General features: G+C 56.6%; 14 protein-coding genes. 7 read left to right on the top strand and 7 right to left on the bottom strand.

Annotation, left to right across the window (positions count from 1 at the left end; all coding sequences use genetic code 11):
- Genes J1C54_RS03760 through gshB form a run of 7 tightly spaced genes read right to left on the bottom strand, consistent with a single transcriptional unit; the run spans position 1 to position 5,637 of the window.
- The gene (locus J1C54_RS03760; RefSeq protein ID WP_229144634.1) at positions 1–1,284 is read right to left on the bottom strand and encodes a dihydroorotase; all 1,284 of its coding nucleotides are present in this window, start codon (positions 1,282–1,284) and stop codon (positions 1–3) included.
- Complete coding sequence (locus J1C54_RS03755) at positions 1,281–2,261, bottom strand: aspartate carbamoyltransferase catalytic subunit (protein ID WP_229144632.1); 981 nt, start codon at positions 2,259–2,261, stop codon at positions 1,281–1,283. The genes J1C54_RS03760 and J1C54_RS03755 overlap by 4 nt, the downstream gene beginning before the upstream one ends.
- A complete protein-coding gene (gene pyrR, locus J1C54_RS03750; RefSeq protein WP_370635604.1) occupies positions 2,258–2,773 on the bottom strand; it encodes a bifunctional pyr operon transcriptional regulator/uracil phosphoribosyltransferase PyrR in 516 nt (171 codons plus the stop codon). Before pyrR ends, J1C54_RS03755 begins: the two co-directional genes overlap by 4 nt.
- Complete coding sequence (gene ruvX / locus J1C54_RS03745; RefSeq protein WP_229144630.1) at positions 2,770–3,201, bottom strand: Holliday junction resolvase RuvX; 432 nt, start codon at positions 3,199–3,201, stop codon at positions 2,770–2,772. Before ruvX ends, pyrR begins: the two co-directional genes overlap by 4 nt.
- Positions 3,194–3,754, bottom strand: a complete 561-nt coding sequence (locus J1C54_RS03740; RefSeq protein WP_229144628.1) for a YqgE/AlgH family protein — start codon at positions 3,752–3,754, stop codon at positions 3,194–3,196. The genes ruvX and J1C54_RS03740 overlap by 8 nt, the downstream gene beginning before the upstream one ends.
- 51 nt (positions 3,755–3,805) lie before the next feature.
- Positions 3,806–4,681, bottom strand: coding sequence for an energy transducer TonB (locus J1C54_RS03735; RefSeq protein WP_229144626.1), 876 nt, complete (start codon positions 4,679–4,681; stop codon positions 3,806–3,808).
- Between the two features lie 2 nt (positions 4,682–4,683).
- On the bottom strand, positions 4,684–5,637 hold the full coding sequence (gshB, locus tag J1C54_RS03730) for a glutathione synthase (protein ID WP_229144624.1): 954 nt from the start codon (positions 5,635–5,637) through the stop codon (positions 4,684–4,686).
- 231 nt (positions 5,638–5,868) lie between these two features.
- Here gshB and pilG point away from each other — a divergent pair, with 231 nt between their 5' ends.
- Genes pilG through J1C54_RS03695 form a run of 7 tightly spaced genes read left to right on the top strand, consistent with a single transcriptional unit; the run spans position 5,869 to position 18,149 of the window.
- A complete protein-coding gene (gene pilG, locus J1C54_RS03725) occupies positions 5,869–6,255 on the top strand; it encodes a twitching motility response regulator PilG (RefSeq protein WP_229144622.1) in 387 nt (128 codons plus the stop codon).
- A gap of 45 nt (positions 6,256–6,300) precedes the next feature.
- Positions 6,301–6,669 carry a twitching motility response regulator PilH gene (gene pilH, locus J1C54_RS03720; protein ID WP_229144620.1) on the top strand — a complete coding sequence of 123 codons (369 nt, stop codon included), beginning with the start codon at positions 6,301–6,303 and terminating at the stop codon, positions 6,667–6,669.
- A gap of 12 nt (positions 6,670–6,681) precedes the next feature.
- On the top strand, positions 6,682–7,227 hold the full coding sequence (locus J1C54_RS03715) for a chemotaxis protein CheW (RefSeq protein WP_229144618.1): 546 nt from the start codon (positions 6,682–6,684) through the stop codon (positions 7,225–7,227).
- Between the two features lie 54 nt (positions 7,228–7,281).
- Positions 7,282–9,297 carry a methyl-accepting chemotaxis protein gene (locus J1C54_RS03710; protein WP_229144616.1) on the top strand — a complete coding sequence of 672 codons (2,016 nt, stop codon included), beginning with the start codon at positions 7,282–7,284 and terminating at the stop codon, positions 9,295–9,297.
- A gap of 33 nt (positions 9,298–9,330) precedes the next feature.
- Positions 9,331–10,212, top strand: coding sequence for a protein-glutamate O-methyltransferase CheR (locus J1C54_RS03705; protein ID WP_304504398.1), 882 nt, complete (start codon positions 9,331–9,333; stop codon positions 10,210–10,212).
- 12 nt (positions 10,213–10,224) lie between these two features.
- The gene (locus J1C54_RS03700; protein ID WP_229144615.1) at positions 10,225–17,136 is read left to right on the top strand and encodes an Hpt domain-containing protein; all 6,912 of its coding nucleotides are present in this window, start codon (positions 10,225–10,227) and stop codon (positions 17,134–17,136) included.
- Positions 17,133–18,149: a chemotaxis protein CheB gene (locus J1C54_RS03695; RefSeq protein ID WP_229144614.1), complete on the top strand. Its 1,017-nt coding sequence runs from the start codon at positions 17,133–17,135 to the stop codon at positions 18,147–18,149. Before J1C54_RS03700 ends, J1C54_RS03695 begins: the two co-directional genes overlap by 4 nt.

Genomic DNA, 18,149 nt, shown 5'->3' with positions numbered 1-18,149 from the left:
TCAGTCCGACAACCAGCTTACCTTGCCTTCGCAGACGGTAAGGCGCACTGCGCCGGGCAGGTTGGTGTCAATCCATGGGCTGTTCTTTCCAGCGGATAACCAATGTTCGCTATGGGTTTGCTGGGCGTGCATGTCCACAACACACAGGCTGGCGGCGCGGCCGATTTCCAGATGACCGATTTGCTGGCCAAGGCAGCGAGCCGGACCACTGGTCAGTAGTTCGATGGCGCGCGGCAGTGTCAGTGCCTGTTTTTCTACCAGTAACAGCATAAGCGGCAGCAGGGTTTCGATGCCTGAGATGCCTGCTTTGGTGGCCGGGAACGGTGCCTGTTTGCTTGAGGAGCCGAGCGGTAAATGCTGCGAGCAGACCGCATCAATGGTGCCATCGGCCACGGCCGCCAGCAGGGCATCGCGATCACTGCGGCTGCGTAGCGGCGGGATGATATGGCAATCGCTGTTGAAATTTTCCAGTGCTGATTCGTCCAGCAGCAGATGATGAATGCTGACATCCGCAGTCACCGGCAATCCACGACGCTTGGCATCACGCAGTAACTCGGCGCTGGCGGCACAGCTGATTTGCTGGATATGCAGACGTACGCCGGTGGTTTCGCAAAGTAGCAGTGCGCGACTCAGTTCAATGGTTTCGGCGACGGCGGGAATACCCGGCAAGCCAAGCCGCGAAGCCACCGGGCCGTCGTGGGCGCAACCGCCGGCGGACAGGGCGGCGTCCTGGGGGCGCAGCATAACCGGAATGTCGAAGGTGGCGGCGTACTCGAAGCAGCGCTTCATCACCAAGGTGTCTTGCAGTGGCTTGCCGGCGTTGCTGACGCCGATGCAGCCGGCCTCTTTCAGGGTAACCATTTCCGCCAGCTGACGACCTTCCAGCCCTTGAGTCATGGCAGCCAGCGGCAGCACTTTGGCAAAGCCGGATTTGAATGAGCGCTCCCGAATCAGGCGCACGATAGCTGCGTTATCAATTACCGGATTGGTATCCGGTTGCGCGCACAGATGGGTGATACCGGCGCTGGCAGCGGCCAGTGCTTCCGAGGCAATCGAGCCGTTACGGCCGCCGGAGGATTCAGATAGGTGTACGCAGGTGTCTACCAGGCCGGGTAACACCAGCATGCCCTCGGCGTTGATAATTTCCGCGCCGGGTGCATCCAGGCTGGCAGCAATTCGCACAAGCCGGCCGTTCTCAATGAGGATGTCGAGCACCTCATCGCGGCCAGTATTCGGATCAATAACGCGGCCCTTGCGAATCAGCAGGTGAGCTTTCTGGTTCATAGACCGCTCTCCTGTCCGCTAATGGACATGGACATCACCGCCATGCGCACAGCGATACCAAAGGTGACCTGATGGAGGATCACCGAGCGTGGTCCGTCGGCCACTTCCGAGGCAATTTCCACGCCGCGATTAATCGGTCCCGGGTGCATAACAATGGCATCCGGTTTGGCTGGCCGCAGGCGCTCGTTATTTAATCCATACAGGCGGTAGAACTCGCCCTCCGAGGGCAGCAGGGCCGAGTCCATGCGCTCTTTTTGCAGGCGCAGGGCAATCACCACATCCACATCACGCAGGCCAGAGGCAAGATCGGTGTAGACGCTGACGCCAAGACTTTCGATGTCCTTCGGCAGCAGGGTTTTCGGAGCGATCACCCGGACTTCCTCGGCGCCGAGAATATTCAGTGCGTGAATTTGCGAACGTGCCACCCGCGAGTGCAGTACATCGCCGATGATGGCCACCTTGAGTCCTTCAAAGCCGCCCTTGTAGTGACGGATGGTGTACATGTCGAGCATGGCCTGGGTCGGGTGCGCGTGGCGGCCGTCGCCGGCATTGATCACAGCCACCTGTGGGGTGACATGGTTGGCGATAAAAAACGGTGCGCCGGAATCGGAGTGGCGCACGATAAACATGTCGCTGGCCATGGCTTCCAGATTCCACAGCATGTCCATCAGGGTCTCACCCTTGCTGGTGGCGCTCTTGGCAATATCGATATTCAGCACATCTGCCGACAGCCGCTTGGCGGCCAGTTCAAAGGTACTGCGCGTGCGGGTACTGGGTTCGAAGAACAGGTTGACCACGGTCTTGCCGCGTAGCAGCGGCACCTTCTTGATGGAGCGGTCGCCGACTTCAACAAAGCTGGCAGCGCCATCAAGGATTTCTTCAAGCAGGGAGCGGGGCAGGCCTTCAATGGAAAGGAAGTGCTTCAGCCGGCCATCGGCGGTGAGCTGGATATTCGCGGATGGCGGCGAGTGAATCATGCAGGCGTCATCTCGATAATGTCCGCAGCGAGTGGTGCGGGTCCGCGTAATTCTACTCGCTGGTGGGGTGGTAATGCCAAGGTCTGGCCACAAATATCCGCACACATTGGCAATTGTCGGTGGCCGATATCAAACAGGGTGGTCAAAATAATGGATGCTGGCCGGCCAAAATCGAACAGTTCGTTCATGGCGGCGCGAATAGTTCGGCCGGTCATCAGTACATCGTCCACCAGCACGATATGGGTGCCTTCCACTTCGAATGGCAGCTGGCTGGGCTTGACGTTGGGGTGCAGTCCGCGGTGGGTGAAGTCGTCGCGGTAGAAGCTGATATCCAGAGAGCCAAGCGGGATCTCATCGTTGAGGCGTTGTCGCAGGGCCTCAGCCACCCACACTCCGCCGGAGTGGATGCCGACCATGGCGAAGTTCTGGATGCCGCGTTGCTCCAGCTGCTGTCGCAGTGCGGCGGCCATGGCATCAAGGCGTTGATCAATATCGCTGCTGGTCCAGTTCACGATTGCTCCTGAGGGGTGATTCCACCGTCGCGGAAATAGCTTTCAATCATCAGCACGGCGGCAAGGCTGTCAACGCGTGGGTCCGGGCCGCGCTTGTTGCGGCTGCCAAGTTGGTCGCGGGCCTCACGGGTAGACAGGCGCTCATCCACCATCCACACCGGCTTGCTGAAGCGGCCATGCAGCTGCCGGGCGAAGCGTCGCGCACGGCTACTGGACTCGCTTTCGCTGTCATCCATATTCAGCGGCAAGCCGACAACAAAGCCGGATGGTTGCCATTCCTGCACCAGTTTCTCGATGGCAGGCCAGTCCGGCACCCCATCACGGCTGACAAGTGCTGCCAATGGATTGGCGGTGCCAGTCAGGGACTGACCACAGGCTACACCAATCTTTTTGCTGCCATAATCGAAACCGAGCAGTGTCTCAGGCATGGCCGGCGTCACCGCTGAGCAGGCGGATATCCACGCCGAGAGTATTTGCCGCCGCCTGCCAGCGCTCGCTAATCGGCACGTCGAACAGGGTGGCAGCATCTGCTGGCACGCTTAGCCAGGTGTTATCCAGCATTTCCTGCTCCAACTGGCCCGGGCCCCAGCCGGCATAGCCCAGCGCTGTCAGGCTACGATTCGGTCCATGCCCGGCGGCAATCGCCTCGAGAATATCGCGCGAAGTGGTGAGCTGCAGTCCCTCCATCAGTTGCTGGCTGGAGGTCCATTCCTCGGTGGTGCTTGGGTGCAGGATAAAGCCGGTTTCCGGGCGCATGGGGCCGCCCTGAACCACCTGATGGCGGCCAGTCAGCGGATCATGCTCGATGCTGAGGTCTTCCAGAATGTCGTCCACGGTCAGTGATGAGGGACGATTCACGGTCAGCCCCATGGCGCCTTCCGCACTGTGCTCAACCACCCAGATGACGCTGTGGTGGAAGTTGGGATCAGCCAGTTGTGGCATGGCGATCAGGAAATGATTTTTCAGGCTTGGGTAGCTCATGGCATCAGTATTGGGGTGAAGCAGGTGAGGAACAAGTCGCGAGACAAGAATTCAGTGAGAAGTCAGCCGTTCGCGGGCGTCAAAGCGCCAGGTGCGGATGATTTCCAGGATATCCACATTGCGGCGCATTTCGTCTGGAAACGGAGCAAACGGCGCGGCCAGACGGACACTCTGAATGGCGGCCTCATCAAGGAAGCGCTGCCCGGAAGACTGGGTGACCTCAATGTTTTGCACCGTGCCGTTAGGCTTTAGCTGCACGGCTAGCCGGACATTGCCAAAGATACCCTCGCTGAGTGCCTTTTGCGGGAAATTGCGGGTGCCGATTTCTTCCACAGCACGGCGAAAGGAGTCCAGATAAAGGGCCTCGTAATGGGCCTTGGCGGATACCGAGGTCAGGTGATGGATCCGAGGGCGTTTTGCGTAGGCCTGCTTCTGAGCGTCCAATCGAGCCTGCAGGCTGGCGATCTCCTTGCTCAGGGCGGCGTCAGATTCCTGCTTGGACTTGGGCAGAGGTGTTGGCGGTGTCGGCTTGTCGATGGTGGCCGGTGCCTTGCGTGAGGACACCCCCTGAGTGGTGATAACGACTCGCTGGGTTGGCACCGGCGAGGGGTCCACCGTGGAGGGCGCCTGCAGATTCACCTGGGCGATATTCTGGCTATCAAATGGCGATTGCTCGGTGGTGGTCACCTCCCGCTTTTCGTCCAGATCCCCTGAGGCCTGCTGGTTGGCCTGGGCAAGAAAGTCGGCGTCCTCTGGCTCGATGTCACTGAGCTGCTGGGCAATGGTGATTTCGATGGTGCGAGCACCCGGAGTCGGCTCGTCCGCGCTAAAGCCCAGACCAAGGATCAGTACGGCATGGAAGGCCAGCGCCAGGAACAGCATAAAGCTGAGCCGGTCGGCAGCGCTGACAGGAGCGGCGGCGGCCATGGCTACTCCGCAACTAGCTGTTCAAGCAGGCAGTCAAATAACTGCCCGGCAATGTTCAGCCCATAGATCTCGTCCAGCTCGCGAATGCAGGTCGGGCTGGTGACGTTGATCTCGGTGAGGTAATCGCCGATTACATCAAGGCCGACGAAATACAGTCCCTTGGCCTTCAGCACCGGGCCCACTTGCTGGCAAATCCAGCGGTCGCGCTCGGTTAGCTCCCGGCCCACGCCGCTGCCGCCGGCAGCCAGATTGCCGCGTAGCTCGCCTTCTTTGGGCACCCGGGCAAGGGCATAGGGCACCGGCTCGCCATTGATCATCAGGATGCGCTTGTCACCTTGAACGATCTCCGGGATGTAGCGCTGGGCCATGATCGGGGTTTTGCCGTGCTGGGTCAGCACTTCGATAATCACGCTGATATTGGGGCTATTCGCCGGCACCCGGAAGATGTTTGAGCCACCCATACCATCAAGGGGCTTCATCACCACGTCGCGCTGCTCTGAGACAAACGCCTTGAGCTGGTCGGCCCGGCTGGCTACCAGAGTCGGGCTGCAGCAATGGGGAAACTCCGTGGCAAACAGCTTTTCGTTGCAGTCGCGCACGCTCTGGGTGCGATTGACCACCAGTACGCCCTCACGCTCAGCCTTTTCCAGCAGATAGGTGACGTAGATGTAGTCATTGTTGAACGGCGGGTCCTGACGCATCAGCACCATGTCGAGGGTGGCCAGATCCAGCTCCGTGCTAGCTCCCTTGTCAAACCACTGCTCGTGATTATCGGTTACATGCAGCTCCGCGGCCTGGGCAAAGGTCCGGCCTTCACGTACGTAGAGGTCGCCTGGCGTCATATACAGCACTTGCCAGCCACGCCTGCGGGCCTCCAGCAGCATGGCGAAGGTGCTGTCCTTCCACGGTTTGATCTTTTCGATGGGGTCCATTACGACCCCGAGGCGGATTGTCATTGCGGCTCCCTTGGCGGCGTGGACATGTTAGCAGTGCCGCTTCCCGGAGACACCATCCGTCAAAGCGCTTTTTTGCAGCCTTTATAAGGTGTTATAGATTGAATGTGGAAACTGTGTTAAAACTCGCCACTGGACTAGGGAAAACATCGTACTAAACGATAAAAAATCCAAAAAATAAGGTAAAACAATAAGTTAGGCCTCATAACTGCGGACGGCTGAAGGCTGCAATCAATGACTGAAGAAAACTTCCAGGATCTTAAGGTGATGGTCATCGACGACTCGAAGACCATCCGGCGTACCGCCGAAACCCTGCTCAAAAAAGCCGGCTGTGAGGTGATCACTGCTACCGACGGTTTTGATGCGTTGGCGAAGATCGCTGATACCAAACCCAATATTATTTTTGTCGACATCATGATGCCGCGTCTGGATGGTTATCAGACCTGTGCGCTGATCAAGAACAACAGCGCCTTTAAGAATACACCGGTGATCATGTTGTCTTCCAAAGATGGCCTTTTTGATAAGGCCAAAGGGCGGATTGTTGGTTCGGATGAATATCTGACCAAGCCGTTCTCAAAAGAAGAATTGCTTGGCGCTATTCGCCAGCACGTTCAGATGTAATTGCCATCTTGGCCATGTTGGCCGAGTGGAAGTGAGGATGCCGTTATGGCGAAGATTTTGATTGTCGACGACTCTCCTACCGAAACTTATAAGTTGCGGGAGATTCTCGAGCGCCATGGACATTCGGTTATTGAGGCGGTGAATGGTGCGGACGGCGTGGCTGTGGCGCGTGCAGAACTGCCCGAACTGGTGTTGATGGATGTGGTTATGCCGGGGTTGAATGGTTTTCAGGCTACCCGGCAGCTAACCAAGGGCTCTGACACAGCGCACATTCCGATCATTATCGTCACCACCAAGGATCAGGAAACTGATCGGGTTTGGGGGCAGCGTCAGGGTGCTAAAGACTATCTGACCAAGCCGGTCGACGAGGAAGTGCTGATGCGCACCGTCGATCGGATGCTGGCGGAAGGGTAAGGGAGTGGTGTTGTGAGTACTGCATCCGCGGCCTTTATCAAACTGGCGGAACTTTCTGCTCGCTGTCGTGAGCGGTCGTGGCAGTTGCCGTCCCGTCAGGATGTCGTGCAGTACTGGAGTGGTATTGGCTTTCTGCTTGATGGTCGTCGGTACGTGGCGCCGTTGGAGCAGGTGTCCGAAATACTTCAGGCGCCTTCCTACACGCGGGTGCCGGGTGTGCATCACTGGATGAAGGGCATCGCCAATGTGCGTGGCCGTTTGATGGCAGTGATGGATCTGACTGGCTTTCTCGAAAAGAGTACGCCGCTGCAGGAAAAACGTCGTCGCTTGCTGGTGATTGATCAGGGCGACCTGTACACCGGTGTAACGGTGGACGATGTATACGGCATGCAGCACTTTCCGGTAACCGGTTATACCGCTGAGCCGGAAGATGTCGATGAAGCAGTGCGGCCCTTTTTACAGGGCGGTTATGAAAAAGATGGAGAGATCTGGCAGGTGTTCAGTATTGAGCATCTCGCAGAGGATCCGAGGTTTCTGCAGGTTGCTCGTACGGGCTGACGTTGCAGGGGAACGGGTGAAACAACAAGAGCAAGGCAGGCCAGGAGCCACGTTATGAATTTCAATCCGGGAGAGGTGTTCGCCAGATTGCGGGGAGGTGCCAGCGGTCCGCTGACGCTGGGTCTGTATGCGGGCGCAGCTATTGCTGTACTGCTGGCGGTATTCAATTTTAGTTATCTGGCGATTCAGGCCAACGTGGCCAAAGATAACATTACCTACGCTTCTGAGCTGCGAGTTGTATCACAGCAGATCGCCAAAAACGCGCTGGAAGCGGCTGCGGGTAACGCCGAGGCTTTCGGGGAACTGGAAGCGGCCAAGACTACCTTCCAGGAAAGCTGGGATCAGGTTAGCGAGGCCAGCGTTGGAGATCCTGAGCTGCTTGGCCGCGTGGGTTTGCTCTGGGATGATGTGAAAGACAGTGCAAACGTCATTCTGAGTGGTGAGGACACGGTACTTGATTTGCATGAAGTGGCAGCCACCCTGTCTCAGACTGTGCCCATGTTGCAGGCAGAGTATGAGGGTGTTGTCGACATTCTGATTATGGGTGAGGCGAATCCTGATCAGGTTGCAATTGCCTCCCGTCAGTCTCTGTTGGCAGAAAGAATTGTTCGCGCTATTGACCGAGTGCTCGCCGGTGGTGAGGGTGCGGTTCAGGCGGCTGACAGTTTCGGCCGTGACGCCAGCCAGTTCGGTCGAATCATGAACGGCATGATCGAGGGCGATGACGCTCTCGGCATTGAGCGTATTGACGATCCGGAAGCGCTCGACTATCTCGCCGAAATTGCTTCGCTGTTCGATGAATTCGTTAACCAGTCCGTTGATGAAATTCTTGAGACCGCGCCGGAGTTGTTCCAGGTGCGTGCTGCTGCGGATAGCATCTTCGCTCGCTCTCAGGACCTGCTGCTTGAGTCCACCAATCTGGCGGATGAATTCGAACAGTCCACTGCAGGCGTTTTCCCATCGGTTCTGGCCGGTCTGATTTTCTCCGGTGTTGCGCTGGGTCTGTTCGTTATCATCGTGTTGCAGCGTGTCACTGAAGACCGCAAGAAGAAAGATGAGCTGGAAGCAGAAAACCAGCGGAACCAGTCTGCTATTTTGCGTCTGCTTGACGAGCTCGGCGACCTCGCTGACGGTGACCTGACAGTACAGGCGACGGTAACCGAGGATTTCACCGGTGCTATCGCTGACTCTATTAACTTCTCCATTGACCAGCTGCGCTCTCTGGTACAAACCATTAACCAGACCGCTGTACAGGTGGCATCCGCTGCCCAGGAAACCCAGTCTACGGCTATGCATCTTGCCGAAGCGTCGGAGCATCAGGCGCAGGAAATTGCCGGTGCATCCGCCGCTGTGAACGAAATGGCGGTCTCCATTGACCAGGTATCTGCCAACGCCTCTGAGTCCGCCGCCGTTGCGGAACGAGCGGTAGCCATCGCCAACAAGGGCGCTGAAGTGGTACAGGCAACCATCCACGGCATGGATACCATTCGTGAGCAGATTCAGGAAACTTCAAAGCGGATCAAGCGACTGGGTGAATCTTCCCAGGAGATTGGTGACATCGTATCGCTGATTAACGACATTGCGGACCAGACCAACATTCTGGCTCTTAACGCGGCGATTCAGGCGTCTATGGCTGGTGAAGCAGGTCGAGGCTTCGCGGTTGTTGCGGACGAAGTACAGCGTCTTGCGGAACGTTCCGCTGCGGCAACAAAGCAGATTGAAACGCTGGTAAAAACTATTCAGACCGATACCAACGAAGCGGTTATCTCGATGGAACAAACCACCGCCGAGGTAGTGAAGGGTGCTCGCCTGGCCCAGGATGCGGGTGTCGCGCTGGAAGAAATTGAGAACGTATCGAAAAACCTGGCTGACCTGATTCAGAACATTTCCAACGCTGCACGTCAGCAGGCGGCCTCTGCGGGCCACATCTCCAACACCATGAACGTTATTCAGGAGATTACCTCGCAGACTTCGTCGGGTACCACGGCCACCGCACGGTCGATTGGTAACCTCGCCGAGATGGCTCAGGAAATGCGTAATTCGGTAGCCGGTTTCCGCCTGCCGACTTAAGTCGCAGGCTGAGCCGGTTCCGGAGTCGGAACCATGATGTCGAGTGCTGCCGTGAAAGATCGCTGGTCGATCAAAAATACGCCTGTCATGGAGCAGGAGCAGTTCGAGCTCTGGCAGGCGTTGCTAGAAGATCGTACTGGTATGACTTTGAACCAGGAGCGTAAGACGTTTCTGGAGACCAGTCTTAATATTCGTATGCGCGAGCTCGGCATTACTGACTACGACGTTTACTACGAGCAGCTGGTTGCCGGTACAACGGAATCGAAGGCAATGGAGTGGTCGGTATTGGTAGACCGCCTCACCGTTCAGGAAACCAGCTTCTTCCGGCATGAGAGTTCCTACGCCTTGGTGGAGGAATACGTCAGCAAGTTTGTCGAGCGGCCAGGTAAGCAGTCGCTGGATGTCTGGAGTGTCGGCTGCTCAACGGGCGAAGAGCCGTATTCTCTGGCCATGCTGATCAATGAGATTTTTAGCGAAAAGAAGAGCCAGCATTTCTTTGGCATTACGGCAACCGATATCAGTTTGCCGACTCTCGGCAAGGCCCGCCGCGGTATCTATCCGGCCCGGCGAGTTGATCGAGTTGATGTCAGTATGCGGGACAAATATTTTGAAAGCGTCAGCGAGCGCGAGTATCAAGTTGTGCCTTCGCTTCGCGATCGAATCTGTTTTGCGCGTCTGAACGTTCTTGAAATCAATAAGGCGCCAATGCAGGACATGGATCTGATTTTTTGTCAGAACATGCTGATTTATTTCAGACGCTGGAGAAAGCGTCAGATTGTTACGCACATGGCCGAGCGCCTTGCCCCAGGGGGCATGATGGTGCTTGGTCTTGGTGAGATTACCGACTGGAGTCACCCGGATCTTGAGCGGGTGCCATTTAAAGACACCCTGGCGTTTCGTCGGCGTCAGGGTTGATCGGGAGCGGACATGACCGACAGGCATGACTATCTGGCACTCGACTGGGTTCGCGGAGAAATTCAGGAGACCCTGAATCAGGCGCAACAAGCGCTGGAAGCCTTCGTAGAAAATCCGGACGACTCCACCCGCATGCGTTTTTGTCAGACCTATTTGCATCAGGTGTATGGCACCTTGCAGATGGTCGAGTTTTATGGCGCTGCGTTACTTGCCGAAGAAATGGAGAAGCTTGCCCAGGCTTTGCTTGATGGTAAGGTTTCTCAGCTTGCGGACGCTCAGGAAACCCTGATGCGTGCCATCTTGCAGTTACCCCCCTATCTCGATCGTGTTCAGGCGGGTCGTCGCGATCTGCCGTTGGTACTTTTACCGCTATTGAATGACCTGCGTGCATCACGCGGTGAGTCCCTGCTTTCTGAAACATCCCTGTTCAAGCCGGATCTTGCCGGCGGTGCCAGTCACGGGTCTGTTCCGCAGTCCGTATTTGAGGATCCGTCGTTCCCGCAGCTTGCGCGCAAAATTCGCCAGATGTATCAGATCGCGCTGCTGGGTGTTATCCGCGGTGAAAACCTGCCTTCCAACTATGGGTTTATGGCGAAGGTATTTACCAAGCTGAAGCACGTTAGCGGAGATGCCGCTATGGCTCCGCTCTGGCAAGTTTCTTCAGCGATGGTTGAAGGGCTTTCTTTAGGGGGGATTCAGCCGGGCACATCTGTTAAATCCGTGCTCGCTCAGCTGGATCGTTTGCTCAGACTGCTTGCCGGTGATGGCGCATCCGTATTGGCTAAGGCTCCTCCGGCGGAGCTGATGAAGAACCTGCTTTATTACATCGCAAAAAGTGATGTTGACGGCCCGGTGTTGCGTGAGGTTCGGGAAAATTATCGTCTTAGTGATGCGTTGCCTTCTGAGGAATTGATCAGTTCCGAGCGCGCCAAGATGAGCGGCCCGGATCAGGCGGCCATGGCGTCGGTGGTGATGGCGCTGTCAGAAGAGATTAACAAGGTTAAGGATGCTCTGGAGACCTTCGTTCATAACGAAGAAACCGATGGCAGCAAGTTGAAGCCGCAAAGCCAGACCCTGAAGCAAGTTGCGGATACTGTTGCTGTGCTTGGCCTGGGGCAGCCGCGCAAACTGGTTGAAGAGCAGCTCGAAGTAATCGATGCCATCGCGGCGGGCAAGAGCGCGCCGGACCGCTCCCTGCTTATGGATGTGGCCGGTGCGTTGCTGTACGTCGAGGCTACGTTGCAGGGCATGACCGGCGATCGTCGCTCTTCAGAGCGACAGAGCGCGTTGACCTCTGTGCCGGATCACGTTGAACGGGCCCGCGATGCGGTGATTCGCGAATGCCGTGCCGGGCTTGAAGAAGCTAAAGATGGCATCGTCGAATTTATCGCTTCGCAGTGGCAGAAAGACCACCTTGCCGAGGTGCCTGCGAAGATCACTGCGGTGCGTGGTGGCCTGGCGATGATTTTGCTGGTGCGGCCGGCGGCGATACTGCGTCAGTGCGTGAACTACATCAACGAAAAGCTGCTGCCGGAAGATGCGAGCAAGCCTGATTGGCGCAGCATGGACACATTGGCAGACGCCATTACCAGTGTGGAGTACTACCTCGAACGAATTACTGACGATCCGGAGTCCGGCGATGAGATGCTGGATTTGGCTCGCAACAGCGTCGAATTGCTGGGCTATCCTATTGCCGATGCGGAGTTTGGTAGGGGAGCGGGAGACGCTGAAGCTGTAGCCTCTGGTGTGTCCGCTTTGGCGACTGAAGAGATCAGTCTTTCGGTGCTACCCATTAGTGAGCCAGTGGCGGCGCAGCCCGTCGCAACTGAGCCGGCCGCCAAACAATCTGAAGACATATCTGAAGACATAGATGAATATGCGACAGAGGAAGTGTCCTTCGAGATCGCTGACGAGGTTTCTGAAGACTCCTCTGAAGAGCCTGACTTAGAGCCGGCTGCGCCGGTGAGTGCGCCAGCCCCTGCACCGGAGCGGGCCGAAGCCGGCGACGACGATCTTATTGATGACGAGATCGTTGAGATCTTTGTCGAAGAAGCCGGCGAAGTACTCGAAGCGTTGAATGAATACTTTCCGCGCTGGGCATCCAATCAGAATGATGAGGAGGCGCTGATAGAATTTCGTCGTGCCTTCCATACCCTGAAAGGTTCAGGGCGGATGGTCGGTGCGACCACGGTGGGCGAGTTGGCCTGGTCTATCGAGAATATGATGAACCGGGTAATCGACCGGACCATCGTGGCAACGCCCATATTGATTGAGCTGGTGCGCACGGTACACGGATTGATTCCTGCTCTGGTGGACGCATTTGCACGCCGCCTTTCCAATCCCTGGGATGTTACTCCGCTCAGCGAGGCCGCGTTTACGCTGGCTGGTGGGGGCACTATCGAGAGCGTGCCGGATGTCACCGCCTCTAGTGTTGCCGCTGAGTCTGTAGCTGAGGAGCCAGTCAGCGAAGCCGCCGAAGAGCCGCAGGAAATCGACGCTTCTGAAGAAGATGACGGCGATGATTCTGATGATGTGCTGCTGGATATTTTTAAATCAGAAGCGCATACCAATATCGCAATGCTGCGCGACTGGTTAGCGAATATTGATCCTGATCTGGCAGAAAATGATCTTGATGATGTGGTCTACCGCGCTTTTCATACGCTGAAAGGCAGCGCCAGAATGGCCGGTGTTCCAGCGGTAGCTGCTGTGGCTGAGCCTGCCGAAGCCTATGCCAGGGCGCTTGCCGGGGCAGGCGGCACGGCAAGCCGGGCCGCCGTTGACTTGATTCGTGATATTACCGAAGCGCTCAACGAAGGGTTAGTCGGCTCTGAGGGCAGTGCCGTTAGTATTGCCGATGCCGACGTACTGATTGAGCGCCTTCATGATGCAATGGCTTTTGCCGATGGAGGCTCCGGGCCAGACCCGCACTTGGTGTCTGTTTTCCTTTCCGCTGGCATGGACCTGATTCTCGATGCAGACAGCCTGCTGGCGGCCTGGTCCCAGAACCCCACCGAGATTTCCGGGCTGGAAAAACTGCGTGATGAACTGGGCTTGCTTGCGGGTAGTGCAGATACCGCGGGTCTCAACGAAATTTCGGAGTTGGCCAGAGCGCTGGAAAGTTGCTATGCAGCTTTGTCGGCACAACAGATTCGTTTGACTGGCGACTTCCTGGATGTCGCCACCCGCGCCCACGAGTCGCTGCTCGATATGATGGATAATCTGGCGGCAGCTCAGGGCATTAAGAGAGATCCTGCCCTATTGGCCTCGCTGGCGGCTTTCCTCGAAGGCGGCCCGGACGATGACGGCCCCGGCGGGATGGAAGTCGAAGAGATCGATTTTTCCGCATTCAGTGAAGAAGAAATTACCGCAACTCCAGCGCCCGCAGATGACAGTGCTTGGGAAAGTGATCTGCCCCCCTTGCCAGATGTGGACTCCTCTTCTTTTGTAGCCACCGAAGAAGTTGAGCTGGCATCAGAAGTTGATCCTGAGCTACTGGAAATTTTCCTCGAGGAAGCTGAGGAAGTTATGGAAAGTGCCGGTGCGGCACTGGATGCGTGGCAGGGAGGGGATGCCAGCCAGTTGGCAGGCCTGCAGCGAGACCTGCACACCCTGAAGGGCGGCGCGAGAATGGCTGGCATTCGACCCATCGGTGACCTGGCTCATGAGCTGGAGAGCCTTTATGAGGGTTTTGCTGCTGGTCAGTTTAGCGCCAGCGACGAACTGTTCGTATTACTGCACCGCTGCCATGATTCCCTCGCTGACATGGTCGATGCCATCCGTGCATCTGGCAATTGTGATCAGGCTCCTGAGTTGGTTGAGGCAATCGCCTCTTTCCTTGCTGGTGGCGATGTTGCTGCGGGCGACGAGCAGGCTAATTCGCTGGACCAGTCGGCGCCGCCAATTGAAGTCGTTGATTCCGCTGAAGATGAGATTCTGCAGCAGCTGATTGATTCGGAAGATGCCGAAGCGGTGGTTCAGCCTGCTGATATTCCTGCTGCGCCCGTTGTGCTGGAGGAGGAAAGCACTCCGCCTCCTCAAGCAGAGCGTGACCCAGAGTTGGTTGAAATATTTCTAGAGGAAGCCGATGAGATTCTCGAAGCGGCTGGCACTAGCCTTGAATCCTGGATGGAAGCAACAGACAACTTGATTGAAGTGCAGTCCCTGCAGCGTGACCTTCATACCTTGAAGGGCGGTGCGCGGATGGCCGAGATACCGGAGCTTGGTGACTTGGGTCATGAGCTTGAGAACCTTTACGAAGGTCTCGCCATGGGCTCTTTGAAGGCCTCGCCGGTGATGTTTGAGTTATTGCACCGCTGCCATGATCGGCTCGCCGAGATGGTGGAGGGCATCAAGGCGTCGCAGGCACTCAACCCGGCTAATGATCTGATCGCTGCAATTCATAGTTATATTGCCGATCCTGCTGCCTTTGTTTTGCCCGATGTGTCGGCGAATCAGGCAGCAGTGCAAGTGGCACCAGCTTCTTTTGCATCGCCTGTTGATGTTCAGCCTTCGGCAGTTGCGCAACCACAAGCGCCGGAGAAAGCTGCTGCCTCCGCAAGCTTTGTTCTGCCCGCCGATGTTGATGCAGATATTCTGGAGATTTTTGTCGAGGAATCCGCAGAGCTTTGCGAGGCTTTGGAAACTCATCTGACCGCCTGGGAACAGCAGCCTGATAATTCAGAGGCTGGGGCGGAGCTCAATCGTGTGCTGCACACCCTGAAAGGCGGTGCCCGACTTGCCGGTTTGAAAGAGCTGGGCGATATCAGCCACGATTTCGAAACTGCGCTAGAAGAGACTGACCTGCGCCAGGCTCCAACGGCCGAGTTTTTTGCTCGCATGCATGCCTGGCAGGACAAGATTAATGAGCTGGTGGAGCAGATCCGTAATGCGGCGGCTGGCCGGCAGTCAGCTGCTCAATCGCCTGCGGCAAGTTTGCCAGCAGCACCACAGGCAGAACCTGCGGCGACCGCGAAAGCAAAAGTTGAGCCACAGCAGCAAAAGCTCACACGTCGCCAGCAGGCTCAGCAGCAGCCGCAGGAAATGGTGCGCATTGACGCTGGCATGCTTGAGTCACTGGTTAACCTGGCCGGTGAAACCAGTATTAACCGCGGTCGTGTGGAGCAGGGCGTAACTGAATTCGCTAACCACGTGCAGGAGATGGGTAACACCATCGAACGTCTGTATGAACAGCTGCGCCGTCTGGATGTGGAAACCGAATCGCAGATCATGTCCACCTACCAGCAGGGTCTGGAGAGTGGCGACTTCGGCGAAGACTTCGATCCGCTTGAGATGGATCAGTACTCCGAGTTGCACCAGATTACCAAGCAGCTTTCCGAGTCGGCCTCTGACTTGCTGGATCTGAAAACCACTTTGATCGATCGTACTCGCGATACTGAAACATTGCTGTTGCAGCAGTCACGAATCAATACGGAACTGCAGGAGCGCCTGATGCGAACCCGCATGGTGCCGTTTACCCGATTGGTGCCGCGTCTACGCCGTATTGTTCGTCAGGTTTCTGGTGAGATTAGCAAGAAAGTTGAGTTTGATGTGGTTAACCCGGAAGGCGAGCTGGACCGGACGCTGATGGAGCGGATCGTTGCGCCGCTCGAGCACATGCTGCGTAACGGCGTTGACCACGGTATTGAAGAGCCGGCCGAGCGCCGCGCCGCTGGCAAGGATGAAACCGGACGTATCACTCTTGAGCTGACCCGAGAGGGTGGCGAGGTAGTGATGATCCTGTCTGATGATGGCAAGGGTATTGATACTGATGCGGTTCGTCGTAAGGCGGTGGAGCGGGGCTTGATGGAAGAAGGCTCCCGCCTGACAGATCAGGAAGTTCAGCAATTTATTTTCAATGCAGGTTTCTCCACCGCAGCGAAGGTAACCCAGATTTCCGGTCGTGGTGTTGGCATGGATGTGGTGTCCTCTGAGATCAAGCAGATGGGCGGCTCCGTCACCATCGATTCGAAGAAGGGGATTGGCACGCGCTTTATGATTCGCCTGCCGTTTACTCTGGCGATGAACCGCGCTCTGATGATTCGCGCCGGCGAGGATGTCTATGCCATTCCGCTTAACCAGATTGAAGGTATTGTGCGGATCAGCCCCTACGAGCTGGAAAACTATTTTGGCGAGGAAGATACCCCCTTCGTTTATGCCGGTCAGTCCTACGAACTGGACTATATTGGTAACTTTGTCCTTGGGCAGAAAAAGCCATCACATCTGATGGCGCAGCAGTCGCCTTTGCCGGTGTTGTTGATTCGTAGCACCGAGCACCAGGTTGCGGTTCTGGTCGATGGCCTGGTGGGCTCGCGGGAAGTTGTGGTGAAGTCTGTTGGCCCACAGCTTGCCACTGTGGCGGGTATCAGTGGTGCCACCATTCTTGGTGATGGCTCGGTTGTAATCATTCTTGATGTGCACTCGCTAATCCGTGCCGCGCACATGCAGCGGCAGCACGGCTTGCTTGAGAGGCGTGCCCGCCAGGATGCCAACCTGCCAGAGGAAATTATTCCAGAGGCGCCGGTTGTCGAAGAGAAGCGCGTGCCTCTTGTTATGGTCACAGATGACTCCGTAACGGTGAGAAAAGTTACTACCCGTCTGCTGGAGCGGAATGGCTTTGAAGTCATGACCGCGAAAGATGGTGTGGATGCTATCGCCAAGCTGGAAGAGCGCCGCCCGGATCTGATGCTTCTGGATATCGAGATGCCGCGTATGGATGGTTTCGAAGTGGCCTCCCATGTTCGCCATGATTCCCGCTTGAAGAATATCCCGATTATCATGATTACCTCTCGTACCGGTGAGAAGCACCGTGAAAGAGCGTTTGAGATTGGTGTCGATCGTTACATGGGCAAACCTTTCCAGGAAGGCGAGCTGCTTGAAACCATTCAGGAGCTGTTGGCGCGGATACAGGAGATTGCCGGCACATGACCTCCGCTGGTCCGCGTATCGGCATCATTGCCGACACAACGCTTCAGGGGCACCTGCTTTCCTCTGCAGTGCGAGGCCAAGGTTACAATGTGGTGGTTAACAGTGATCCCGGTAGTATTGAGCAGAGCTGGCTGACTTCTGGTGATTTGGATCTGTGGGTGGTTGACCTCAATCACGAAGATCGTTGGCAGGATTTTCTTGATCATTTGCTGGAAGGCACCCCGGTACCGATTCTCTTTTCAGATGGCCAGGCGCCGGCCCGCAATTCGCCGCTTTATCCGCGTTGGGAAAGACGCCTGCTGAGTAAGATGTTGGACTATGTGGGTCGCCCACAAGTGGACGTCAAATTGGAATCTCTGGCGCCTGCCAAGCCAGCTATCAGTATTCCCACGCCAAGCGAGTTTCGTAAGGTAGCCATCGGTCCGGTGCCAGAGCGAGTATGGGTTTTGGGGGCGTCATTGGGTGGTCCGGCTGCAGTGAAAGTGTTTCTTGACTGCCTGCCCGCGGAGTTACCGGTCGCATTTATTCTGGCCCAGCACATCGATAGCAGTTTTCTTGAAACCCTGGCAGGCGTTCTTTGCCGTGATAATAGTTTTGCCTGTCGTGTCGGCTACGATGGTGAGCAGTTGAGTCATGGCACCGTGTTAATTGCGCCGGTGGAATATGAAGTGGCGTTTACGGAAACAGGCCGGCTAATGTCTACCGGAAAGCCATGGGAAGGCCCTTATTCGCCCTCCATTGATCAGGTCATTAATAACGTCTCGTCCCGGTTTGCGGATCGAGCTGGTGCTATTCTGTTCAGTGGCATGGGTAATGATGGCTCTATTGCCGGGCCGGCCATGAAGGGGCGTGGTGGGCCGGTCTGGGCCCAGAGTGCTGACAGTTGCGCGTGCAGCAGTCAGCCGGATTCGGTTCGTGATACGGGTTGTGTCAGTTATTCGGGAACACCGGAGAAGTTGGCGTTGGCACTGGTGGAGTATGTCCGTCAGGATATTCGTCGGGGACTGCACTGA

It is taken from the genome of Alcanivorax sp. 1008 (assembly GCF_020667895.1).
Taxonomy (GTDB): Bacteria; Pseudomonadota; Gammaproteobacteria; order Pseudomonadales; family Alcanivoracaceae; genus PGZG01.
The sequence above is the reverse complement of the archived record's forward strand: the minus strand, read 5'-3'. Positions and strand labels throughout refer to the sequence as shown.